The sequence below is a fragment of the Streptosporangium sp. NPDC000396 genome (assembly GCF_042898655.1).
Taxonomy (GTDB): domain Bacteria; phylum Actinomycetota; class Actinomycetes; order Streptosporangiales; family Streptosporangiaceae; genus Streptosporangium.
Map to the genome: position 1 here is coordinate 1 of NZ_JBIAZA010000061.1, position 19,214 is coordinate 19,214.

The following is a 19,214-nucleotide window of genomic DNA, read 5'->3' on the forward strand; positions in this document are numbered from 1 at the left end:
GCCGCCAGCCTGGCCGGTATCTCGCTCGCGCGGGTGCGGCCGCTGCTGGCCGAGCTGGCCCGCGCCCACCTGATCACCGAACACGCGCCGGGCCGGTATTTTTTGCATGATCTGATGCGCGCCTACGCCGCGGAGCTGGCCCACGCCCAGGACCTCGTCCCCGACCGGCGCGCCGCGCTGCACCGCCTGTTCGATCACTATCTGCACACCGCGCACGCCGCCGCATCGCTGCTCAACCCGCACCGTGACCCCATCGTCGTGGCCCCACCCGGGCCCGGCGTCACCGTGGAAAAGCCCGTCGGCCACGAGCGGGCGATGACCTGGCTCACCGCCGAGCACGCCGTCCTGCTAGCGGTCGTCGCGCAGGCCGCCGGAGCCGGGTTCAACACCCACGCCTGGCAGCTGGCCTGGTCCCTGACCGAATTCCTGGACCGCCGGGGCCTGTGGCCCGACCAGGTCGCCGTGCACGAGACCGCGCTGCAGGCCGCCCGCCGGGCGGGCGACCGGACCGGGCAGGCGCACACCCACCGCTATCTCGGCTGGGCGCACAGCCGGCTGGGCCGCCATGAGCAGGCCTCCGCCCATTTCCGCAGCGCCCTCGACCTGTATGGCGAACTCGGCGACCCGATCGGTCAGGCCAGCACGCACGGCAACCTGTGTGTGGTGCTGTCCCACCAGGGCCACCACCGCGACGCCCTCGACCACGCCGAGCGGGCTCTGGCGCTGTATGAGACCGCGGGGCATCGGGCCGGGCAGGCTCGCGCGCTCAACGCGGTCGGCTGGCACCACACCCTGCTCGGCGACCACCATCGGGCCCTGGCCTGCTGCACCCGGGCGCTGGCGATCCTGGAGGAGCTCGGCGATCATCAGGAGCAGGCCCACACCTGGGACAGCCTGGGCTATGCCCATCACCGTCTGGGCCGGCACCGGCAGGCCGTGGCCTGCTACCAGCACGCCCTGGAGCTGTTCCACCAGACCGGCCACCGCTACGGCGAGGCCGAGACCCTCATCCACCTCGGTAACATCCACCACGCCGCCGGCGAGCCGGAGGCCGCCCGCCACAGCTGGCAGCATGCGCTGGACATCCTCGACCAGCTCGGCCATCCCGACGCCGACCAGGTCCGGGCCAGACTCGACCGTAACCGGCCGAACCAGGTGGCTGCGAGTGCCATGAGCCTGGCCGCCCTGCCTGAGCTGGGCGTGTCCGCTGATCGGACCTCCGAGCCGATCACGGCGGACGACTTCTGACGTCGGCGTCGGCACGGCGATTCCAACCAACCGGCATCCGGGCACCGAACCGCTGCCCGGACCACCGGCTGCGTTTCGGACATCCACCGGCAAGCTCGCCCGTTTCTTCGGCTCAGCCGAGCCGCTCCACCCGGTCGCGACCGGTCTCGGCGACGCGTCTGAGCTCAGCCTCCGGTACGGTGCCGGTGACGATGACCAGGGCGTCGCCGGCAGGCGTGGCCACCTCGACGAGGCCGTGGCGTGCCACGTGTTGAGGTCCCGGCAGCCCCGCGACCTCTCCCACGGCGTCGCACTCGGCGTAGAAGCGCTTGAACGCGTCGACCGCGTCGACGTCGACGATCACGAACTGGGTGACCGATGTTCCGCCGCCGGTCGTGAACTCGCGAACATGCGTCAGGGCTTTCTGCGGGATGATGACCCGGCGGCCACACGGCGCGGGAACGTCCCGCAGGCGATCCCACTCCCCGGAGACGGTGCGCGCCGTATGCCAGCCGGAGCCGAGTGCGGCCGGTTCCAGGAGCGCCCGTTCCGGATCGCTCGACGGACCGGCGGGCGCTGCCGTACCGCAGCCGCCGGACAGCAGGGCGACCACCGCCGCGATCGTGAGCGACATCGACCGGTTCATGCGTCACCCTCCTCTGACTCCATTCTTCTGCCCATACCCCACCGGGAAGCCGGAGGTTCCCGGAAGTTCGGCGATCTTTCCCGCGATCACCAGAAGGGCCGCGACGAACACGCCCGCGGGCAGGTGCGCGAGCCTCGGCAGCAACCCGGCCACCGGGGTGAACGTGCCGAGGGCGACGAGCGTCCCGGCCGCGCAGAGGAACACGGCGCGGGCGATCGACACGCCTGTCACGGTTCCCGAGGCGTCCAGGCAGCCGCAGGGCACTCGCCCCCGGCGGCGCAGGAGCACCGCGAGATAAACGGCGAACAACGCGTACAGGGCCGCCATGGCCGCCCCGCCCGAACGCAGGAGCGGCTCGCTGCCCAGCGTCCACCCGGCGAGGACGACGACTCCGATCAACCCTTCTGCGCCCTCGGCCCACGCGGCGTATCCGCGCAGCGCCGCCGGGATCAGGGCGTGGTGGGAGAGCGTCTCGCCGAGGCCGGGAGCGCCGGTGCGCCGACGGCGCACCGGCGCGTAAACGAGAAGCGCCGCTCCGGCCAGCGCGCTCGCGAAGAGCACGCTGGCCGAGAGCGACGAAACATCAGCGGGTATGGTCCACCCCTACATCAGGATGATCGACAACGAGAGCAGGAAGCCCGCCGCGCACAGCCGGCCGATCCATCGCGCCGAGCCGAGCAGCCCGCGGTCCCATTGCTGGGGTTCCCCGCTGAGCGCGCGCGACAGCGGCATCAGGATCCGGCCGATCCCGAAACCCAGCCCCGCCAGCACTCCGGGCACGATCCCGCCGAGCAGCACGATCACCAGGACCAGGGTGTGCGGCAGTGCGGTGGGGGTGAATGTGCGCACCCCGGTGCCCATTTCGAAGCCGAACTGGAACGGCCCCTCGAACTCGTTCCGCGGGATGACGTCCTGCGGAACCAGGCGGCGGTTCTGCGGCAGCGAGAGGGGCCGCCCGGCCAGTTCGAAGAGCATGACGACGACCACGAGCGGTATCAGGACCCACAGCCGCACCTCGAAGGGTACGACGGCGGCGATCCCGCCCACGGCGCCCACGACGACGCCTGAGACCAGTCCGCCGAGCAGCAGCCCGCCGGAGAAGGCCGGTAACTGTCCCCGCCAGACCGACGAGGTAAGCAAATCTGCCGAGTTCAGGCTTCAAACCGAGCCGGACAGCGAGTAACCGGCCGTGATGCCGAGCATCGTCCAGGCGAGCAGCACGAGCGAGACACTCCACGTCTGGTGTGTCGCGGTCAGCGCGACCGCGCACACGGCCAGCACGACGGAGACCCGCACCGCGCTGAGACTACGGGTCACGGCCAGGACCACGAGCAGATCCGGAATACCGAGGAGCTTCCACAGCTCTGCTGGTAGCCGTCGGCGCAGCGGTACGGCGTGCCGTTGTGGGTCCAGCGCCAGGCGTTCTTATGGCTGTAGCTGCCGGTGCCGCAGGCCACGGTCGGCCCGCTGACGAAGCAGGTCATGGACAGCCGGAGGAACCAGCCGTCACCACCGCAGTAGTCCCGGCTGTACGGCCCGCCGACGCACCACGTGGTGTTGTTGTCGTATCCACTCCAGTTGTTGTAGCCGGCGCAGTCGTACCACTCGGTTCCCACCGAGGCCTCGGCGGGCTTGGCGCCTCCGAACGGGAGGGCGCCCACGACGTTGAGGGCGAGCGCGCCGCCGAGTGCGCCCACGGACTTCAGCACCGTCCGCCGGGTGGCGCGCGCCTTCTCGAAGCTGGGCCGGCGCCCTTCTACGGGGGCGTCGTCGACCGAGGGCACTTTGGCCCAGTAATCTTCCACATCAATGCTCAAGGGGATCACCTCAGGTAGATCGGGTCAGGCGGGGACGTGCGTGCCGATGCCGATGAAGGCGTCGAGGTCGTCGTCGGAGCCGACGGCCCGCCGCCATACCTCCGCGCCGTCGGCGGAGTATTTGACGAGGGTGGGAGTGGCGCCGACCGCTATCCGGCCGAGCAGTTCGGAGTCGATGACGGCGGTGACGTCCGTCCCCGACACCCATTCCGCGCACTTCTGCTGGGCGGACAGGAGCACCAGGCGGCTCGTCACCCCGGCGGTGGCGATCTCGGCGAGCCGTCGCGCCCGTGCCGCGCAGTTCATGCAGTGCTCTTCCACCACGAGGACGAACGTGGTCTGTTCTCCGCCCGCGGCGAAACGCTCGATCGACCGGATGGCCGTCACGGCGGGAGCGGCGACGGTCATGCCTGTCACCGTCTGTTGCAGCCCCCTGACCAGCTTCAGCAGCGCCGATATCGCGAAAAGCGCGATGATCACACCGAGGAACGAGAAAACCGCCAGCGAATTGACAATGGTCTGCATTTTTTTCTTTCGCTGTCTGCTAGTTCAGGGTGAAGCTGATGGATTCCGCCTCCGACACCAGTTTCGGGTCGTCCTGGTTGAAGGGCAGCATCGTCGTGGCCGTGGTGTCGTTGACGAGGAGGGCCGAGCGCTGAACCTTGCCGGAGGGGTCCCGCTCGTCGTTGCGCCACAGCGAGCCGCCTCGCACGCGCTTGCCCGAGGCGCGGGGCAGCGCGGAGCGCACGTCGTCGACCGGCTTGACCGTCACGGCGCACACCTGGCCGAGGGTGTTGGCCCCCAGGAGGTTGCCCAGGCGCAGGCCCGACCCGGGACGCGGGATCACCGTGACCCCCTCGGGCGTGTCCTGCACGTCCAGCTTGCCCAGCAGGTCGATGAAGAGCTCCACCGGCACCCCCGTTCCGGCGACGAAGGTGGAGACCTCGTGGTGCGGGCCGATCCAGAGCAGGGTGGTGCCGCCGTTCTGGGTGTCCTCGTGCGAGACGATCCGGTTGCCGCCGTAGGCCACCTCGCGGACGGTGAAGCGGGAGTACTCGCCGGTGTGCTTGGTGACCAGTTCCGTGGAACCCGCCGCGCCGGTGTGCAGACGGTAGGTTCCGGATTGACCGTGAACCCAGACCATGAAGGCCCACGGACCCATGAAGGGCTGGGAGTTCCCGTTGACGGAGAGGGTGCGTCCGTCGGGAGTGCGCGTGTCCACTTGGCGACTCCTAATTTCTCAGGGTGAGCGTTTCACCCCACTTCTGGGGATTTTCATGGCCGGGGCGCATGAATTACGCACCTAATCCGTATTAAGTCCGCATCGGGATGATGCAAAGGGCAAAAATTCATGTTAACGAATACCCGAAATGGCGTTTCGGTGATACGGCGGAGCGGACTGTGATCGACCGGCGTGCCTGTGGCCGACCGGGTCTGGCCGACCGGCCTGGTCGTCGGCTCGCGGGCCGGGGTCTTGCCGTTCCGCGTCGCCGCGGTGCCCTCCGGGGCCCTCCCCTCGGACGCATGGATCGGCGGTACCCGCCGCAGGCGTCTCCCCGGCCAGGAGTCACGCCGCTGTTTGCACGGTTACGGCCAGGATGACCTGGGCGGATACTGATTCGGATATCGATGGTCATTCACATCGGTCTTGGACCATGTGCGGGTGGCTGTGCTGTCATGGCCGCCATGTCCAGCCCGCGTCCTCATACACGCATGTCCAGCATCGCCCGACTGGCCGTGGCCGCCACCACCGCCGGGGTGGTGACCGCGGCGCTCGCGCTGCCCGCCCTGGGCGGTTCGGGGGCGGCGGTCGTCGCGATGACCGAGGCGCTGAACCTCCAGCCGGAGGAGCTGGCGGAGCCGCCGCTGGCGGAGAAGACGACGGTGTACGACGCCGAGGGCAACAGGATCGCCCAGTTCTACGCCCAGGACCGCAAAGTCGTACCGCTGGAGCACATCGCGGATGTGATGAAGACGGCCATCGTCGCGATCGAGGACGACCGTTTCTACGAGCACGGTGCGATCGACGTCGAGGGCACAGCCCGCGCCATGGTCAGGAACATCACCTCGGGCGGCATCGGCCAGGGCGGCTCGTCGATCACCCAGCAGTACGTCAAGCAGGTCCTCCTCAACTCGGCGGGCACCGAGAAGGAGAAGAACGCGGCCCTGGAGGCCAGTTACGCGCGCAAGCTCAGGGAACTGCGTCACGCCATGGCCGTCGAGCAGAAGTACACCAAGGACGAGATCCTGGAGAAATACCTCAACATCGCCTACTTCGGTGCAGGGGCCAACGGCGTGGAGGCGGCGGCCAGGCGCTTCTTCGGCGTGCCGGCGGCCCGCCTGAACCTGGTCCAGGCCGCCACCCTCGCCGGGGCCGTGCAGGACCCCAACGGAACCGACCCGAACCGCGGGGCCAAGGCGCGCGAGCTGCTGCTGCAGCGGCGCAACATCGTGCTTGACCGGATGGCGGAGCTGGGCCGGATCACCCGGGCACAGGCCGATGAGGCAAAGGCCCACAAGCTCGGGTACAAGGGCGTCAGGCAGCCCAACGGCTGCCAAGATAGTAGATATCCGTACTTCTGCGAGTACGTCCGGCACGAGCTGCTGTCCGACCCGGCCTTCGGCAGAACGCAGCGGCAGCGCGAGCAGGCCTTCAGCCAGGGCGGGCTCAAGGTCCACACGACGCTGGATCCCAAGGCGCAGAAGGCGGCCGAGACGGCCATCAGAAAACACGTCTTCGCCTCGGACCGGGCGCTGGCCGCCGAGGCACTGGTGGAGCCGGGCACGGGCGAGATCAAGGCGATGGCGGCCAGCCGCCCCTTCGGCGGCTCCGCCCGCAGGAACGAGATCTCCTACAACGCGGTGGCCGACAAGCAGCACGGCGGGCTGATCGGCTTCCAGCCGGGCTCGACGTTCAAGACGTTCACGTTGATCACCGCGCTCAAGCAGGGCATGAAGATCGGCGAAGGCATCGCCGCCGGCGCCGGCTACACCGCGCCCGGCTACGCCACGTTCAAGAACTGCGCGGGCGAGAGCGTGGGCGATCCGTCCTGGACGGTCACCAACGACGAGGGCTCGCCCGGCTTCAAGACACTGGCCACCGGCACCTGGGGCTCGGTCAACACCTTCTTCATGGCTCTGCAGGAGCGGGTGGGCCTGTGTCCGACCGTCGAGACCGCCAAGTCGCTGGGCATCAAGCGGGCCGACGGCACCAAGCTGCGCGAGTTCGAGACGTTCACGCTCGGCATCAACGAGAGCGACCCGGTGACCGTGGCCACCGCCTACGCCGCCATCGCCGCCCGCGGCACCTACTGCCCGCCCATGGCCATCACCAGGATCACCGGCCGCGACGGCAGGACCACCGGCTACCGGCCGCAGTGCAAGCAGGCACTGGATCCGCAGATCGCCGACGCGACCGCCCACATCCTGTCCGGGGTGTTCACCCACGGCACCATGCGGGGCGTCGGCGGCATCGGCCGCCCGGCGGCAGGCAAGACCGGCACCACCGACGGATACGCCAGCGCCTGGTTCGCCGGGTTCACCCCCGACCTGGCCGGGGCGGTCAGCATCGGTGACCCACGCGGCTCGCAGAGCCACAAGCTCACCGGCGTCACCATCGGCGGCCGCCACTACGGCGCGGTTCAGGGCGCCTCACTGCCCGGCCCCATCTGGAAGGACACGATGATGTCCGCACTGCGTGGCGTGGCGCCGGCCCGGTTCACACCGGTGGACACGGCCCGCTTCGGCGGCTGCGGCCAGGGCTGCGCCCCGGCCCGGCAGAACCCGGAAGACCCGGCGAACCCGCCTCCGGGCGAGGCCGTTCAGAAGCCGTACGAGGACCTGCCCGGCCGATAGGGGATCACGTCCCACGAAGACCGGCGCCGCGTGCCAGTCGTGGTTCAGTCGCAGCACGAACAGTCACAGCAGTCACAGCAGTCACAGCAACTGCCATCGCGCAGATAGCAGCGGTCCTCGCAGGGGCGACCCTTTTTCTTGCTCCACCGGGGTCTCCACAACCCGCAGGTCAGGAAGGTCGTCAGCCCGGCCGCTGATTTGCGCACCCAGCCGGGCCGCTCGTAGGAGGCCGTCGTGGAATGGTGGCCGAAGGCGCGCTCCACCGCACGCCGTACCTCGGTTCCGAGCAGCGTGTCCACCAGGTGCCGCTCCTCAAGCTCCAGCTCTCCAAGCGCCAGGGTGAGGCCGTGCGCGGCGTCGTCGCAAAGCCGCCGGGCCTCCTGGCGGGTGGTGCCCGTGGCGGTCAGCGGGTTGAACGCGCCCCGCGCCGCGTCGTCCTCCTGATCCTCGACCGCGTCCAGCAGGTGGGCGATCCGGCCGAAGAACCTGCCCGCCTCGGCCAGCGCCTCGGCGTTCCCCGGTCGTCCGGCGAGCACCGCCGTGTGGGCGAACGCCGCCGCGGCCGCCTCCTCCGCGGGGCCGGTCAGATCGAGCAACGCGACCTGCTGTCCTCCGGCCCCATCGGAACCGGACGAGGAGGCGGCTCGGCGCTCCAGCTCAAGCTGCCGGTCCACGGTCGAGACCAGCGTCGCGGTGTCGAACCCGACCCCGGCCCCCAGCCGCGCCCCACCCGCCTCCCAGTGGGCCGCGAGCCGCCTGCGGGCAGGACCGGTCCCGGCGGCCGCGTCACCGTCCGCCACGTGGTCACGGATCTTTCCCGCGGCCAGTACGAGTGAGACCGCGGCCGCCAGCCGTGCCCCCCGCGCCCGGGCGTCCACCACGTCGGCGGAACGGAACCCGCGCAGCGCGCACGGGCCCGCGATCCGATGAGGGGAGGCCGACGGCAGCTGCGCCTCGGTGAGTACCGAGATGATCAGAGTGTCGTAGTTGGTGGCCAGCCTTGCTCCCTGCCCCTGCCCGTCTCGCAGTGTCAGGCACAGCCCGCACAGATGCGCCCGCCACGCGTCGCGGAGGGACGGGCAGGCGTGCTCACCGCACGGGCGAATGATTCCGAACACGCGACCTCGCAGAGATTGGAACGATCTATCCAGATGATCGGAGAATGTTACGCGGAAACGGATTCCCGATCGAGGCCGAGCTCGCCCGGCTCGGCCCCACCGGCTGTCGGCCACCCGGCGGGTGCTGAATCACCTGCGCGAGTTGCGGATGGTCAAACGGCCGTACGTAAGCTCTCCGGTGACGTGAACATGCAGCTTGCCGGGACGCGCATAGCCCGCTGCCTCGCAGGTCACGCTGCCCCATTCAGTTCGCACCCCGTCGGCGTTCGCGCTCGCGCCGGGCGGCAGGACGATCGCGGTGGAGCCGTACGTGAGCCGGAGTTCGATGTCGGTCTCTGGATGCCGGATGAGTGCTTGGGACAGGTCGAGCCGCACTTTGCCGTATTCGAAGTCGATCCGCAGCAGGCGCGGGACCTGCCAGCCGCCTGCTCGCCTGACGCGTCCGCCCGTCACCGCCCGCGGGATCATTGGCTGACCGCCCGCTTGTACAGCCGCGTGGCCAGGGGCACGAACACGATCAGGAGCAGCGCCGACCAGAGCAGCGAGGCCGCCACCGCGTGCTGGAGCGGCCAGGTGCCACGCACCGGCATGGCGGAGGCGGTGTTGCCGAAGAGCTCGCGAGCGGTCTGGATGATCGTGGAGACGGGATTCCATTCGGCGACGACCTTCAGCGGCCCGGGCAGGCGGGCACTGTCGACGAACGCGTTGGACAGGAAGACCAGCGGCATCGAGACGATGGTGGCCAGGTTGTTGAAGACCTCGGGCGTGCGCAGGGCCAGCGCGACCGTCGCGCTCGTCACCGTCACCTCGGTCCGGTCGCCGCCGACCTGGTCCTTGAGCTCGTCGGCGGTGCCGAGCGCGATCACATGGCCGTGGTCGACCACCGCGATCGTCTCGGCCAGCCGGTCGGCCTCCTCCAGGTACTGGGTGGTGAGGAGCACGGTCGTGCCACCCGCGACGAGTTCGGCGATGACGTCCCACAGGCTCGCGCGGGCCCGGGGGTCGAGGCCGGTCGTGGGCTCGTCCAGAAACAGCACCGGCGGGTCGGAGACCAGCGCTCCGGCCAGGTCAAGCCGGCGTCGCATGCCGCCCGAGTAGCCCTGCACGGGGCGATCGGCGGCGCCGGTCAGGTCGAAGCGCTTCAGCAGCTCGCGGGCGCGCCGCCGGCTGCGCTTGGCGCCCAGATGGTAGAGGCGGCCGACCATCTCCAGGTTCTCGGCACCGGCGAGGTGGTCGTCGACGGCTGCGTACTGGCCGGACGCGCCGATGCGGGCGCGCAGCCGGTGCGCGTCGGCGACGACGTCGAACCCGGCCACGGTGGCCCGGCCGGCGTCCGGCTTCAGCAGGGTGGTGAGGATCCGCACGGTCGTCGTTTTTCCGGCGCCGTTCGGGCCGAGCAGCCCGAACACCGTGCCCTCGGGGACGGACAGATCCATCCCGTCGAGGGCGATCACATCGCCATACTTCTTGACCAGCCCTTCGGCCATGATCGCGGGGGGCATTCGGCTTTCTCCTTCTGCTCGTGTCGAGGAGGAATGAGGGCATGACGAAATGGCGGGCGATCGCCTGCCGACCGTCCGGTTAAGGGGGTTGCTCAAATCAGATGTCGAGGTCCTCTACGGCGGGACGCCGGCCCAGCTCGGCGATCAGGTCGTAGAGCTCGTCGGGGATCCTGCCGCGCAATTCCTCGATGGTGCCCACGACCTCGAGCGTGGCCTCGCCCTGGACGAAGCCCCAGCTTGAGTCGGTCAGGCCGAGATAGCTCCGCCACGCGCCGCGGGAGAAGAGTCCCTCAAGCCAGTCGTCGGCCCCGGAATCGTCCGTCCAGTCAGGTGAGCGATCCACGTGCAGGACGTATTTGCCCTGGCGTGAGCGGTACACCTTGAAGATCTCCATCCGGCTGCCCTGGGTGCGTCCCCACTCGCCGAGCAGCACTCCGGAGAAGCGCTGCTTGCGGCCGGCGCCCTGGCCCACCTTGACGATGATCTCGTCGTAGCCTTCCTGGCGACCCTCCTCCATCTCGACGTAGCGTCGCAGCGCCACGCTGATCGCCGTCGACAGCTTGCCTCCGGCGAGGCCAAGCGCCACTCCCGGCCGCGCGGTGCCTGCCTGGCCGCGACGATGACCCGGAAAATGCCGGAAACATCCCCTTCTGCGGGTTGATCACTACACTGGCAGCCGATCAAGATCCGCAAGTTGCTCGATGGAATGGAAACAGCATGAACACCTGGCACGTCCGTCGACGACGCGTGCTCCTCGCGGGCGCGTTGGCACTCGCCCTCGTTCCCGCCGCGGGCGTCGCCGCCGCGAGCACGGCGACAGCCACGGCGGGGCCCGTCCCGCAGCGCAGGTTCATCGGCGCCGCCAGCGACGAGTTCTCCGGCTCCGCCCTCGACACCGCCAAGTGGCGGACGGGCCTGTGGTACGCGAAATCGGGCGTGGGGGCGTTCAACCCGGCGAACGTGAGCGTGGCCGACGGCAACCTGGTGCTCACCGCCAGGAAGCAGAGCCAGGACGGCTCCGCGTACACCTTCGGGGCCGTGGAGTCGACGTTCGACGTGCCCGGCAACTCCTACGTGGAAGTGCGCGCCAAGGTTCTCGACTCGCGGGCGAACGTGCTCAGCGCCATCTGGCTGCAGTCCTCCCCGTTGTCGGTGGAGAACAACCCCAATCCCGAGATCGACATCCATGAGACGTTCAGCTACAGCCGGATGGTGTCCACGCTGCACCGATGGGTCTGGCCGTACTCGAAGGAGAATCACCACGTCGACGGGGACAAGCGCTTCGACTTCGGAGTCGCGGACACGAGCACCGGCTACCACGTGTACGGCCTGGAGCGCAGAAACGGCAGGCTGCGTTTCTACGCCGACGGCAGGCTCGCCTGGGACGTGGCCGCGCCGGACCCGGCCTACGTCAACATGGCGCGCCACATGGTGCTGAGCCTGGAGGGCCACCTCGGCCAGCCGAAGGACGCCTACCTGCCGTCGGCGTTCCTGATCGACTACGTCCGGACCTACAGCTACTCCTCCATCCCGTTCAAGCCGAGCTCGACGCCCTGGGGTACGCCGCCGCCGCGGTGATTCGGGTGAGCCGATTGCCGGTCTGTTACGTTCAAGAGGGTATGAAGAAGATTTGGCGGGTTCTGCCGCTGTCGGTGTTCCTCCTGGTTCCGGGCGCGACCGTCGCGCAGCCGGCACAGGCTGCGCAGGCGGTAGCCGTACAGAAGGCAGCCATACAGAAGAAGGTGCTGGTCGAGCTCCGCAAGCAGGGCGGTTTCGCGGGGCTCGACGATCGTGTGATCGCATACACCAACGGGTGCGTCCGGCTGAGCCGCCGGACGGGCCCGACCGTGGACAAGTGCCTGGCCAAGGGAGAGATGAGCACGCTGCGCGGCCACCTGAAGCGCCTGCACCTCGGGCGCTCCGAGCCGCAACCGCAGGGGGCCGACTTCCTCAGATACACGATCGCCTACCGAGGCCACCGCGTCACCCGCTACACGCTGCCCGGCAGCTGGGGCCCGGTGGTACGGGACCTGGAGAAAGCCCTCGACAAGTATTGGGCACCGGACTGACGCATGAACGCTCTTGACGGCACCGCCTGCGTCAGGCGGTGCCGTCGTCCCGTCGGCGGCTGAGCACCGCGGCGATCGGTACGGCCGCCGCCAGGCCGCTGAGCAGCACCGCGGCGAGTGCTCCCAGGATGGCCGGTTCGTTGCCGAAGGCGATGCCCACGGCGGCCAGCGCGGGCCCCGCGTTGCGCACCGCCGCCACGCCGCCCATGGTGGTACGGCGCGCCGGCGGTCCGGTGGCCAGCACCGTGCCGGTGGCGAACGCGGCGGCGGAGAGGACGAACCCCGCGAGCAGGGTGCGTGAGCCGACCAGCGCGACGACGTCGCGCCAGTTGCCCAGCAGCATGCCCACCAGCACGATCATGAACGTCACGTTCGACAGCTTCGCGGCGACGGGATGCCATGATCGTGCCGTGAGCGGCGCGTAGTGGCGCAGGACCAGTCCGACGGCGAACGGCACGAGCTGCAGGACGGCCACGGTCCGCATCAGCGCCGCGACGTCGAGAGAGACTCCGGCGCCGACCTTGGCCGCCGTGAGGATGACGTTGGCCGTCGGGCCGAAGGTGATGCTGCCGATGGCGGCCAGCAGCACCTGCATCGCCGCGCCCGCGACCACGTCTCCTTTCTGGAGCATGCCCAGTTTCGCGCCGAACGGCCCGCCCGGCGACGAGGCGACCAGCACCATCGCTATGAAAGCCGCTGCCGGGAGGCTGAACAGCGCGGCGATTCCCCAGCCCAGCAGCGGGATGACCATCAGGTTGGCCAGCAGCGCCAGCAGCAACAGCGGGAGGTCGGCGAAGACGGCGCGCAATGCCGACAGCGTTGCTCCGAGACCTGCGGCGAACATGGTGGTCGCGATGAAGATCACGGTGACCGCGTTGAACAGCAGATGCAGCGTATCCATAAGCCTTCCACCCAGCTGGCGGCCCGCGCCCGGGGGCGCCCGTCGCCGCGCTTCAGTCTTCGAGATCGCCAAGCCAGCGCAGGGCGCTCAGCCCGGGCATGAAGCAGTATTCGCCGCCGCGCGTGACGACGAACCGCGGCAGCGACTGCAGGCGCTGCCGTACCGGCCGCCGGGGGATGGTGAAGTCACCGGGACCGTCGTTGGACCCGATTATGGGATCTCTCGCGTTGCCCGCGCCGAAGAAGACGCCGTCGTTCATCCATTCGGACTGGACGAACTCGAACTGCCGCCCCAGGTGCGCCCCAATGAAGGCGAACATCAGCCCGCGGTCGGCTCCGTCGTCTTCCAGGACGCCTTCGGGTAGCGGCGGGCCGTAGACGGTGCCGCGTCTGATCATCCGGTGCAGCCTCGGTACACCCGCCACCGCCGCGTCCCGGGGGTTGCCCCGGCGGATGTGGCAGCCGCCGGGAGTGATGAATCCCGCCGGGTCGTCCTGCTGGTAGAGGAAGCTGTTGCGGTACGGGTCGGCGTCGAGGCTGGGATCGTCGTGCGACGGGCTGAGGGCCAGGGGCGCGCCGCTGCGCCAGCGCCCCATGATCTTCGCCGCCAGTAGTTCCTCGTCCTCAGGGCCGGTGGCGTTGTCCCTCAGGTAGCGCCGGAAGGCGCCGACGCGCTGGTGGAGCTTGCGGAAGGCCGCGTAGCTGCCGTTGCGTCCCAGCACCTCAGGCTGGAGAGTCTGGACGCCGCCGAGCTCGTCGCGGTAGCCGAGCACGAACTCCCCGGCCTTGAGCGGGGTCTCCAGCGTGTTGGATCCGGCGATGCCGCTGCCCTCGACAGCCGGATGGCTGATGCCGTCACGGTAGCCGAAGGGCTCGGTCTCGGTGGGCAGCGCGTGGCAGTCCTGCCGCCAGATCGCGGTCACGCCGGAAAGGCGGTGATACGCCGGGCGGGCACGGTCGACGGCCGCCTCCAGCTGCGCGCTGTCAGGCGCGAGCGCCACGAGCACCACGTGGACGTCGGGCATGCCCAGCGGCGGCTCCCAGTTCTCGGGGCTGCTCTCGCCGGTGTCGCCCAGCGCTTTGGCCCGTGCGGCCATTCCCTGCCTGAACTCCCAGGCGAACGTGTCCAGCGATTCCCGCGGCACCCCCAGTGCCCTGAGGCCGTGACAGGTGACCGCGACGCTCACCCAGGTCTCGCCCAGGGGACTCACAGAGTCGGCGGCCGAGGTCACCACCGCGCTCGCGCGCCGCATCAGCTCCCGCCCGTGCGCGCGGTCGTCGATGCGGAACAGGATGTAGGTCGCCGCGTACGGCGTCGGCCGGGGGCTGAGAACCCCGCGCTGGATGTCGTCGAGTTCGAGGGTGACATGCGTTTGCCCGGTCACGAATACTCGCCTCCCTCAGGCACTACTTCGACAGGACGATGTTTCTCCAGAAGGCGCGCAGGCTCTCATCGCCGCCGAACAGCGAGCTGAAGACCGTGGAGTCGGCCAGGACCACGTCGCCGGCCCGGTCTCCGCCGGGAGGCATCCACAGGAACATGTTGAACTCGGTGTTGCCGGCCTCGGTGAAGGGGTGCGGCGGCCTGGACATGTCGATCGGCTGCCTGCCCAGCACCTGGATGACGTTCGGATCGTCGGTCGTCACGGCGTAGTGCGGCAGATGCATGTGGAAGTTGAAGTTGGTCACGCCGTCCAGCCAGCCCTTGGTGTCCAGATCCCTGGCGATGGACAGCGGCGCGATCTGCCTGGGCTCCCGTACGGCGGGGCGCAGCCCGTAGCGGTTCTCCACCGGCACCCCGAGCCCTCGCATCAGGTCCCGGACGTACCGGGCGAACCGTTGCTGGCGGGGAACCAGGGCGTCGCCGTGGTGGTGGTACTCCATGTCGCGCACGGCCAGGTCGTCCGACGCCCCGACGTCGTGATGCGGCCCCAGGACCAGGCAGGTTCCCTCCCGGGTGAGGAACTGCCGCAGTGCCTCGATCTCCCCGGGCTCGGCCTCCTGCCCGGTGACCATGTGGTCCAGCCCGAACACGAACAAGGTGTCGGTGTCCGCCAGCACCCGCTCGTCGAGCGGCGTCCGGAAACCGGCCTGGTCGATGCGCTGGTACACCGGTACGACGTGCCCGGTGGTCTCCTTGACGAACTCCTGGAACGGTGCCCAGCCCCAGAAGAACAGCTCCAGCGATCCGGCGATGCCCTGCTGGAACTGCAGCGGGTCGGACCACCTCGGTTCCTCGTAGGCGGGCCAGTTCACGCGCCGCACCTCGGTCATCGTGGAGAAGCGGTTGTCGAGCTCGGCCGGGTTCCTGCCGGCCTCGGCCGGATAGCTCCACGAGACGTAGATGCTCACCCGTCGCCGGCCGGGGGTGTACTCGCGCGGCACATGGTTCTGGTTGTAGGTGCGTGCGGTCTTGTACTCACTCATCTCGCCTCCGGGCGGAGTGTGCGGGCGACGGCCCGATCTCACTGCAGCTGGTCGAGCATCTCCGACAGGGCGTTCTTGATCCGCAACGCCTTTTTGATCTCATCGGCGGTGACGTACGGATACTCCCCGTACTCGATGAAGCTCGGGCATTGGTGCTCACGAACGAACCTGATGAACGCCTCGGGGTTGGTCTTCCAGTCCTCGGGGAACCCCTCAAGATTCTCGAAAACCGTGTTCACCCCCGCCTTGGTGAACAATGCGATGGCGTCTTCGGTGTATTTGTCGAAGTCGGTGTCGAAGATGCCCTGGTACATGAAACGCGTGTCGTCGTCGAAGAGCACCCAGCGCAGGTAGTGCAGCTTGAGCGGCCCGAGAAGGTACGGATCGGTCTCCAGTGCCTTGGCCAGCGTGTACCCGTAGCCGCGGATCACATCGGCCCGGCCGGGCTTGACCTTCGCGATGATGGTGAACCCGTAGCATGCCGGGGTCCTCGGATAGATGGGGCCGTATTTCCCCTGATCGAGGTGATCGGTCTCCTTGGGAATGACAACTGCCTGCGGCGTGATGTCCATGCCTGTTCCTCCGCCATCCGGTCAGGGGGGAACAGGCCAAAGCTGTCTGACTGTGCGAAATTATCCCACTCGGCGACGACGAGCACGCTGTCGCCGCGCTTCCAGAGGGGCATCGGTCCCATTTCTGACCAGCCCATTGCCTCTTCTGGGCCTTCTCTTGCCCGCCTTCCGCGAGCGAGAGGAACGCGATGGCGCCGTACGGCGCGGTGCCGCAGCCGGCCGGTCCGCACGCCGCCGGCCGACGGCGTGCGGACCGGCCGATCAGGTCTCCCCGGCGCCCTGGCGGCCAATGCGCGGGGCGTCGGCGTCGCCCGGCACGCGGGGCCGTACCTTCTCGCCGGCCGAGAACAGTGTTCTACCGGGGCGGCATCCCGCTGGACACCGTGTTCGGCACCGGGGCGTAACCGGCGGCCCGGGTGGTGAAGGCTCCCTGACCCTGGGTCCGGCTGCGCAACCGGGTCGCGTAGCCGAACAGCTCGGCCAGCGGAACGGTCGCGGTGATCACCGTCGTTCCCGCCCGCGCGATCGAGCCCGAGACCCGGCCGCGCCGTGCCGCCAGGTCACCCAGCACCCCGCCGACGGCGTCGTCGGGAACGGTGACCGTGACCTCGGCCACCGGCTCCAGCAGCACCATCGCGCTGACGCGAAGCGCCTCCCGCAGCGCGAGCTTGCCGGCGGTCCGGAACGCCATCTCCGAGGAGTCCTTGGGATGGGTGGCTCCATCGGTCAGCGTGACCCGCAGGCCGGTCACCGGGTGACCCCCGAGAGGACCCTCGGTCAAGGCGTCCCGGCAACCGGCCTCCACCGCCCGGACGTACTCCCGCGGCACCCGTCCGCCGACGACGGCCGAGCGGAACACGAAGTCCACCGCGTCACCGCTGTCGTCGTCCCCGGCGGTGTCCGGGGCGGCCTCCAGCGGTTCCACGTCGAGGACGACGTGAGCGAACTGGCCGGCACCCCCCTCCTGCTTGACGTGCCGGTACAACAGCCCGGACACTCCGCGGGCGACCGTCTCCCGGTAGGCCACCCGCGGCCGGCCGACGCCGACATCCAGCCCGTGGGCGCGACGGATCTTCTCCACCGCAACCTCCAGATGCAGCTCGCCCATCCCCGACAGCACTGTCTGACCGGTTTCGGGGTCGGTTCGGACCACCAGCGACGGATCCTCCTCGACCAGCCGGGCCAGCGCCGCCGCCAGCCGCTCGGTGTCGGTGCTCCTGCGGGCCTCGACCGCCACGAAGACCACCGGATCGGCCGCGGCCGGCGGTTCGAGGATCAGCGGTGCCGCGGGTGCGCACAGGGTGGCCCCGGTACGGGCCGCCTTCAGCCCGACCACCGCGACGATGTCCCCGGCCACCGCCCGGTCCACCTCCGTGTGCCGGTCGGCCTGCACGCGCAGGATCCGGCCGATCCGCTCGGTGCGCCGCGCACCGGCGTCCAGCACCGCGTCTCCCCGGTGAATCGTTCCCGAATACACCCGCAGGTAGGTCAGCCGCCCGGTGGCGGTCGAGTTCACCTTGAACACCAGCGCGGCGAACGGCGCCGCCGGATCGGCGGCCCGCTCCTGCACCGTGTCACCCTGGATGCCGCGTACCGCCGGAACGTCCAGCGGCGAGGGCAGGTAGGACACGGCGGCATCCAGCAGCGGCTCGATCCCGCGGTTGCGGTAGGCCGACCCGCACAACACCACCACGCCCTCACCGGTACGGGTCAGGTCGCGCAGTGCGATGGCGAGAGTCCGAGCGGAGATCGCCGACTCCGCGCAGAACTCCTCCAGCGCGATCGGATGCAGTTCGGCCACCGTCTCCTCAAGCAGCCTGCGACGCCGGTGCGCCTCTTCCCGCAGGGCGTCCGGCACCGGGCCCTCCTCGAACGCGTCGTGGCCGCCGGCCCAGACCAGCGACCGCATGCGCAGCAGATCCACCACTCCGGTGAACCCGTCCTCCTGCCCGATCGGCAGCTGGACCACCAGCGGGGTCACACGCAACCGCCTGCGGATCGACTCGACGGCCGTGTCGAGGTCGGCGCCGACGCGGTCCAGCTTGTTGACGAAGGCGATTCGCGGCACTCCGTACCGGTCGGCCTGCCGCCACACCGACTCGCTCTGCGGTTCGACGCCCGCGACGCCGTCGAACACCGCGATCGCGCCGTCGAGCACCCGCAGAGAGCGCTCCACCTCATCGGCGAAGTCGACGTGGCCCGGGGTGTCGATCAGATTGATCCGGTGGCCGTCCCAGGCGCAGCTCACCGCCGCGGCGAAGATGGTGATCCCACGATCGCGCTCCTGGGAGTCGAAGTCGGTGACGGTCGTCCCGTCATGCACCTCGCCACGCTTGTAAGTGGCGCCGGTGACGTACAGGATCCGTTCAGTGACAGTGGTCTTACCGGCATCAACGTGAGCGAGGATGCCCAGATTGCGAACGCCAGTCAGCGGATTGGTGAGATGGCGGTTCAGGTTGGCGCGCACGGCCCATGGCCCCTTCGAGAGGATTCAAACAGGACAGCGCGATTCCCGGACGAAACGGCCTGGAGGCAGGCCACGCAGAAACCCCTGGTGCGGCGCAACCGCCTGGGGACATACCCGACCGGTCAACCCGGCACCGGGCAGACAGGGGTCAGGTGTTCGTCACGGACGTCCGGTGCCGGCCGCGCAGCCGGCGCCGGGAACCAACGAAGACACCAGAATCACCTCGTACCGTGACTGGGGAATGACCACAGCGGTGCGATAGTGCACGGCCGGCTCCCCTCACTCGTCAAGGCACGCGCCGCGGTGTCGCGGCGCGCGGTTCGTGGCGAGTGTATTGAGACCGGAGCGGGGCGGGAAACCGGTTTTCACCTGTGGCGACCCGGCGTCGCCGATCCTCGCGGGGACACACTGCCGTGCATGCCGCCGGTCGCGGTGGACCGGCTCATGGACGGCTTCCGGGAGCCGTACGGCGTGCCGTGGGGGGGGGGGGGGGGCCGGGCCCCCCCCCCCCCCCCCCCCCCCCCCCCCGGGGGGGGGGGGGGGGGGGGGCCGGCCGGGGGGCGGGCGGGGGGGGGACCCCCCCCCCGGCGGCGGGGGGGGGGGCCCAAGACCAT

21 protein-coding genes are annotated in these 19,214 nt (G+C 69.6%); 5 read left to right on the forward strand and 16 right to left on the reverse strand.

The genetic code is table 11. From position 1 onward, the window contains the following. Nucleotides 1-1,248, forward strand: a 1,248-nt coding sequence (locus ACFY2X_RS46400) for a tetratricopeptide repeat protein (RefSeq protein ID WP_389951637.1), incomplete at its 5' end; no start/stop codon positions are given. Between the two features lie 112 nt (nt 1,249-1,360). Here ACFY2X_RS46400 and ACFY2X_RS46405 read toward each other — a convergent pair. The 7 genes from ACFY2X_RS46405 to ACFY2X_RS46435 are packed head-to-tail and all read right to left on the reverse strand — an operon-like array spanning nt 1,361 to nt 4,912. Beyond that, entirely contained in the window at nt 1,361-1,873 is a 513-nt protein-coding gene (locus ACFY2X_RS46405) for a hypothetical protein (RefSeq protein ID WP_389951640.1), read from the reverse strand. Nucleotides 1,874-1,876: 3 nt separating this feature from the next. After that, on the reverse strand, nt 1,877-2,434 hold the full coding sequence (locus ACFY2X_RS46410) for a MauE/DoxX family redox-associated membrane protein (protein WP_389951642.1): 558 nt from the start codon (nt 2,432-2,434) through the stop codon (nt 1,877-1,879). Between the two features lie 42 nt (nt 2,435-2,476). Further along, nucleotides 2,477-3,013, reverse strand: a complete 537-nt coding sequence (locus tag ACFY2X_RS46415) for a hypothetical protein (protein WP_389951644.1) — start codon at nt 3,011-3,013, stop codon at nt 2,477-2,479. Nucleotides 3,014-3,031: 18 nt separating this feature from the next. Beyond that, the gene (locus ACFY2X_RS46420) at nt 3,032-3,190 is read right to left on the reverse strand and encodes a hypothetical protein (protein ID WP_389951647.1); all 159 of its coding nucleotides are present in this window, start codon (nt 3,188-3,190) and stop codon (nt 3,032-3,034) included. Next, nucleotides 3,187-3,690, reverse strand: a complete 504-nt coding sequence (locus ACFY2X_RS46425) for a hypothetical protein (protein ID WP_389951649.1) — start codon at nt 3,688-3,690, stop codon at nt 3,187-3,189. The genes ACFY2X_RS46420 and ACFY2X_RS46425 overlap by 4 nt, the downstream gene beginning before the upstream one ends. 24 nt (nt 3,691-3,714) lie before the next feature. After that, nucleotides 3,715-4,215: a hypothetical protein gene (locus tag ACFY2X_RS46430; protein WP_389951652.1), complete on the reverse strand. Its 501-nt coding sequence runs from the start codon at nt 4,213-4,215 to the stop codon at nt 3,715-3,717. Nucleotides 4,216-4,234: 19 nt separating this feature from the next. After that, on the reverse strand, nt 4,235-4,912 hold the full coding sequence (locus ACFY2X_RS46435; protein WP_389951654.1) for a hypothetical protein: 678 nt from the start codon (nt 4,910-4,912) through the stop codon (nt 4,235-4,237). A 192-nt stretch (nt 4,913-5,104) separates the two neighbouring features. Here ACFY2X_RS46435 and ACFY2X_RS46440 point away from each other — a divergent pair, with 192 nt between their 5' ends. Beyond that, nucleotides 5,105-5,308: a hypothetical protein gene (locus tag ACFY2X_RS46440; RefSeq protein WP_389951657.1), complete on the forward strand. Its 204-nt coding sequence runs from the start codon at nt 5,105-5,107 to the stop codon at nt 5,306-5,308. Between the two features lie 95 nt (nt 5,309-5,403). Further along, nucleotides 5,404-7,545 carry a transglycosylase domain-containing protein gene (locus tag ACFY2X_RS46445; RefSeq protein ID WP_389951659.1) on the forward strand — a complete coding sequence of 714 codons (2,142 nt, stop codon included), beginning with the start codon at nt 5,404-5,406 and terminating at the stop codon, nt 7,543-7,545. Nucleotides 7,546-7,589: 44 nt separating this feature from the next. Here ACFY2X_RS46445 and ACFY2X_RS46450 read toward each other — a convergent pair whose 3' ends face one another. The 4 genes from ACFY2X_RS46450 to ACFY2X_RS46465 form a co-directional block, all read right to left on the reverse strand. Next, nucleotides 7,590-8,663, reverse strand: a complete 1,074-nt coding sequence (locus tag ACFY2X_RS46450) for a DUF5685 family protein (RefSeq protein ID WP_389951662.1) — start codon at nt 8,661-8,663, stop codon at nt 7,590-7,592. Between the two features lie 129 nt (nt 8,664-8,792). After that, nucleotides 8,793-9,116, reverse strand: a complete 324-nt coding sequence (locus ACFY2X_RS46455) for a hypothetical protein (protein ID WP_389951665.1) — start codon at nt 9,114-9,116, stop codon at nt 8,793-8,795. Between the two features lie 11 nt (nt 9,117-9,127). After that, nucleotides 9,128-10,165 (reverse strand): ATP-binding cassette domain-containing protein, encoded by a 1,038-nt coding sequence (locus ACFY2X_RS46460; RefSeq protein WP_389951667.1) that lies wholly within the window; start codon nt 10,163-10,165, stop codon nt 9,128-9,130. A gap of 97 nt (nt 10,166-10,262) precedes the next feature. Then, nucleotides 10,263-10,751: an EXLDI protein gene (locus tag ACFY2X_RS46465; protein WP_389951670.1), complete on the reverse strand. Its 489-nt coding sequence runs from the start codon at nt 10,749-10,751 to the stop codon at nt 10,263-10,265. A gap of 131 nt (nt 10,752-10,882) precedes the next feature. On the opposite strand from ACFY2X_RS46465, the gene ACFY2X_RS46470 reads away from it, so the two are divergent. Further along, a complete protein-coding gene (locus ACFY2X_RS46470; protein WP_389951673.1) occupies nt 10,883-11,743 on the forward strand; it encodes a family 16 glycosylhydrolase in 861 nt (286 codons plus the stop codon). Between the two features lie 41 nt (nt 11,744-11,784). After that, nucleotides 11,785-12,234: a hypothetical protein gene (locus ACFY2X_RS46475; protein WP_389951675.1), complete on the forward strand. Its 450-nt coding sequence runs from the start codon at nt 11,785-11,787 to the stop codon at nt 12,232-12,234. Nucleotides 12,235-12,265: 31 nt separating this feature from the next. Here ACFY2X_RS46475 and ACFY2X_RS46480 read toward each other — a convergent pair whose 3' ends face one another. The 5 genes from ACFY2X_RS46480 to fusA all read right to left on the reverse strand — a co-directional run bounded on the left by ACFY2X_RS46480 (nt 12,266) and on the right by fusA (nt 18,600). Further along, a complete protein-coding gene (locus tag ACFY2X_RS46480) occupies nt 12,266-13,135 on the reverse strand; it encodes a bile acid:sodium symporter family protein (RefSeq protein ID WP_389951678.1) in 870 nt (289 codons plus the stop codon). A gap of 52 nt (nt 13,136-13,187) precedes the next feature. Next, nucleotides 13,188-14,519 carry a Dyp-type peroxidase gene (locus tag ACFY2X_RS46485; protein WP_389951681.1) on the reverse strand — a complete coding sequence of 444 codons (1,332 nt, stop codon included), beginning with the start codon at nt 14,517-14,519 and terminating at the stop codon, nt 13,188-13,190. Nucleotides 14,520-14,541: 22 nt separating this feature from the next. Continuing rightward, nucleotides 14,542-15,561, reverse strand: coding sequence for a hypothetical protein (locus tag ACFY2X_RS46490; protein ID WP_389951684.1), 1,020 nt, complete (start codon nt 15,559-15,561; stop codon nt 14,542-14,544). A gap of 38 nt (nt 15,562-15,599) precedes the next feature. Then, the gene (locus ACFY2X_RS46495) at nt 15,600-16,133 is read right to left on the reverse strand and encodes a hypothetical protein (protein ID WP_389951687.1); all 534 of its coding nucleotides are present in this window, start codon (nt 16,131-16,133) and stop codon (nt 15,600-15,602) included. A 355-nt stretch (nt 16,134-16,488) separates the two neighbouring features. Then, entirely contained in the window at nt 16,489-18,600 is a 2,112-nt protein-coding gene (gene fusA / locus ACFY2X_RS46500) for an elongation factor G (RefSeq protein WP_389951689.1), read from the reverse strand. Between the last annotated feature and the right edge of the window lie 614 nt (nt 18,601-19,214).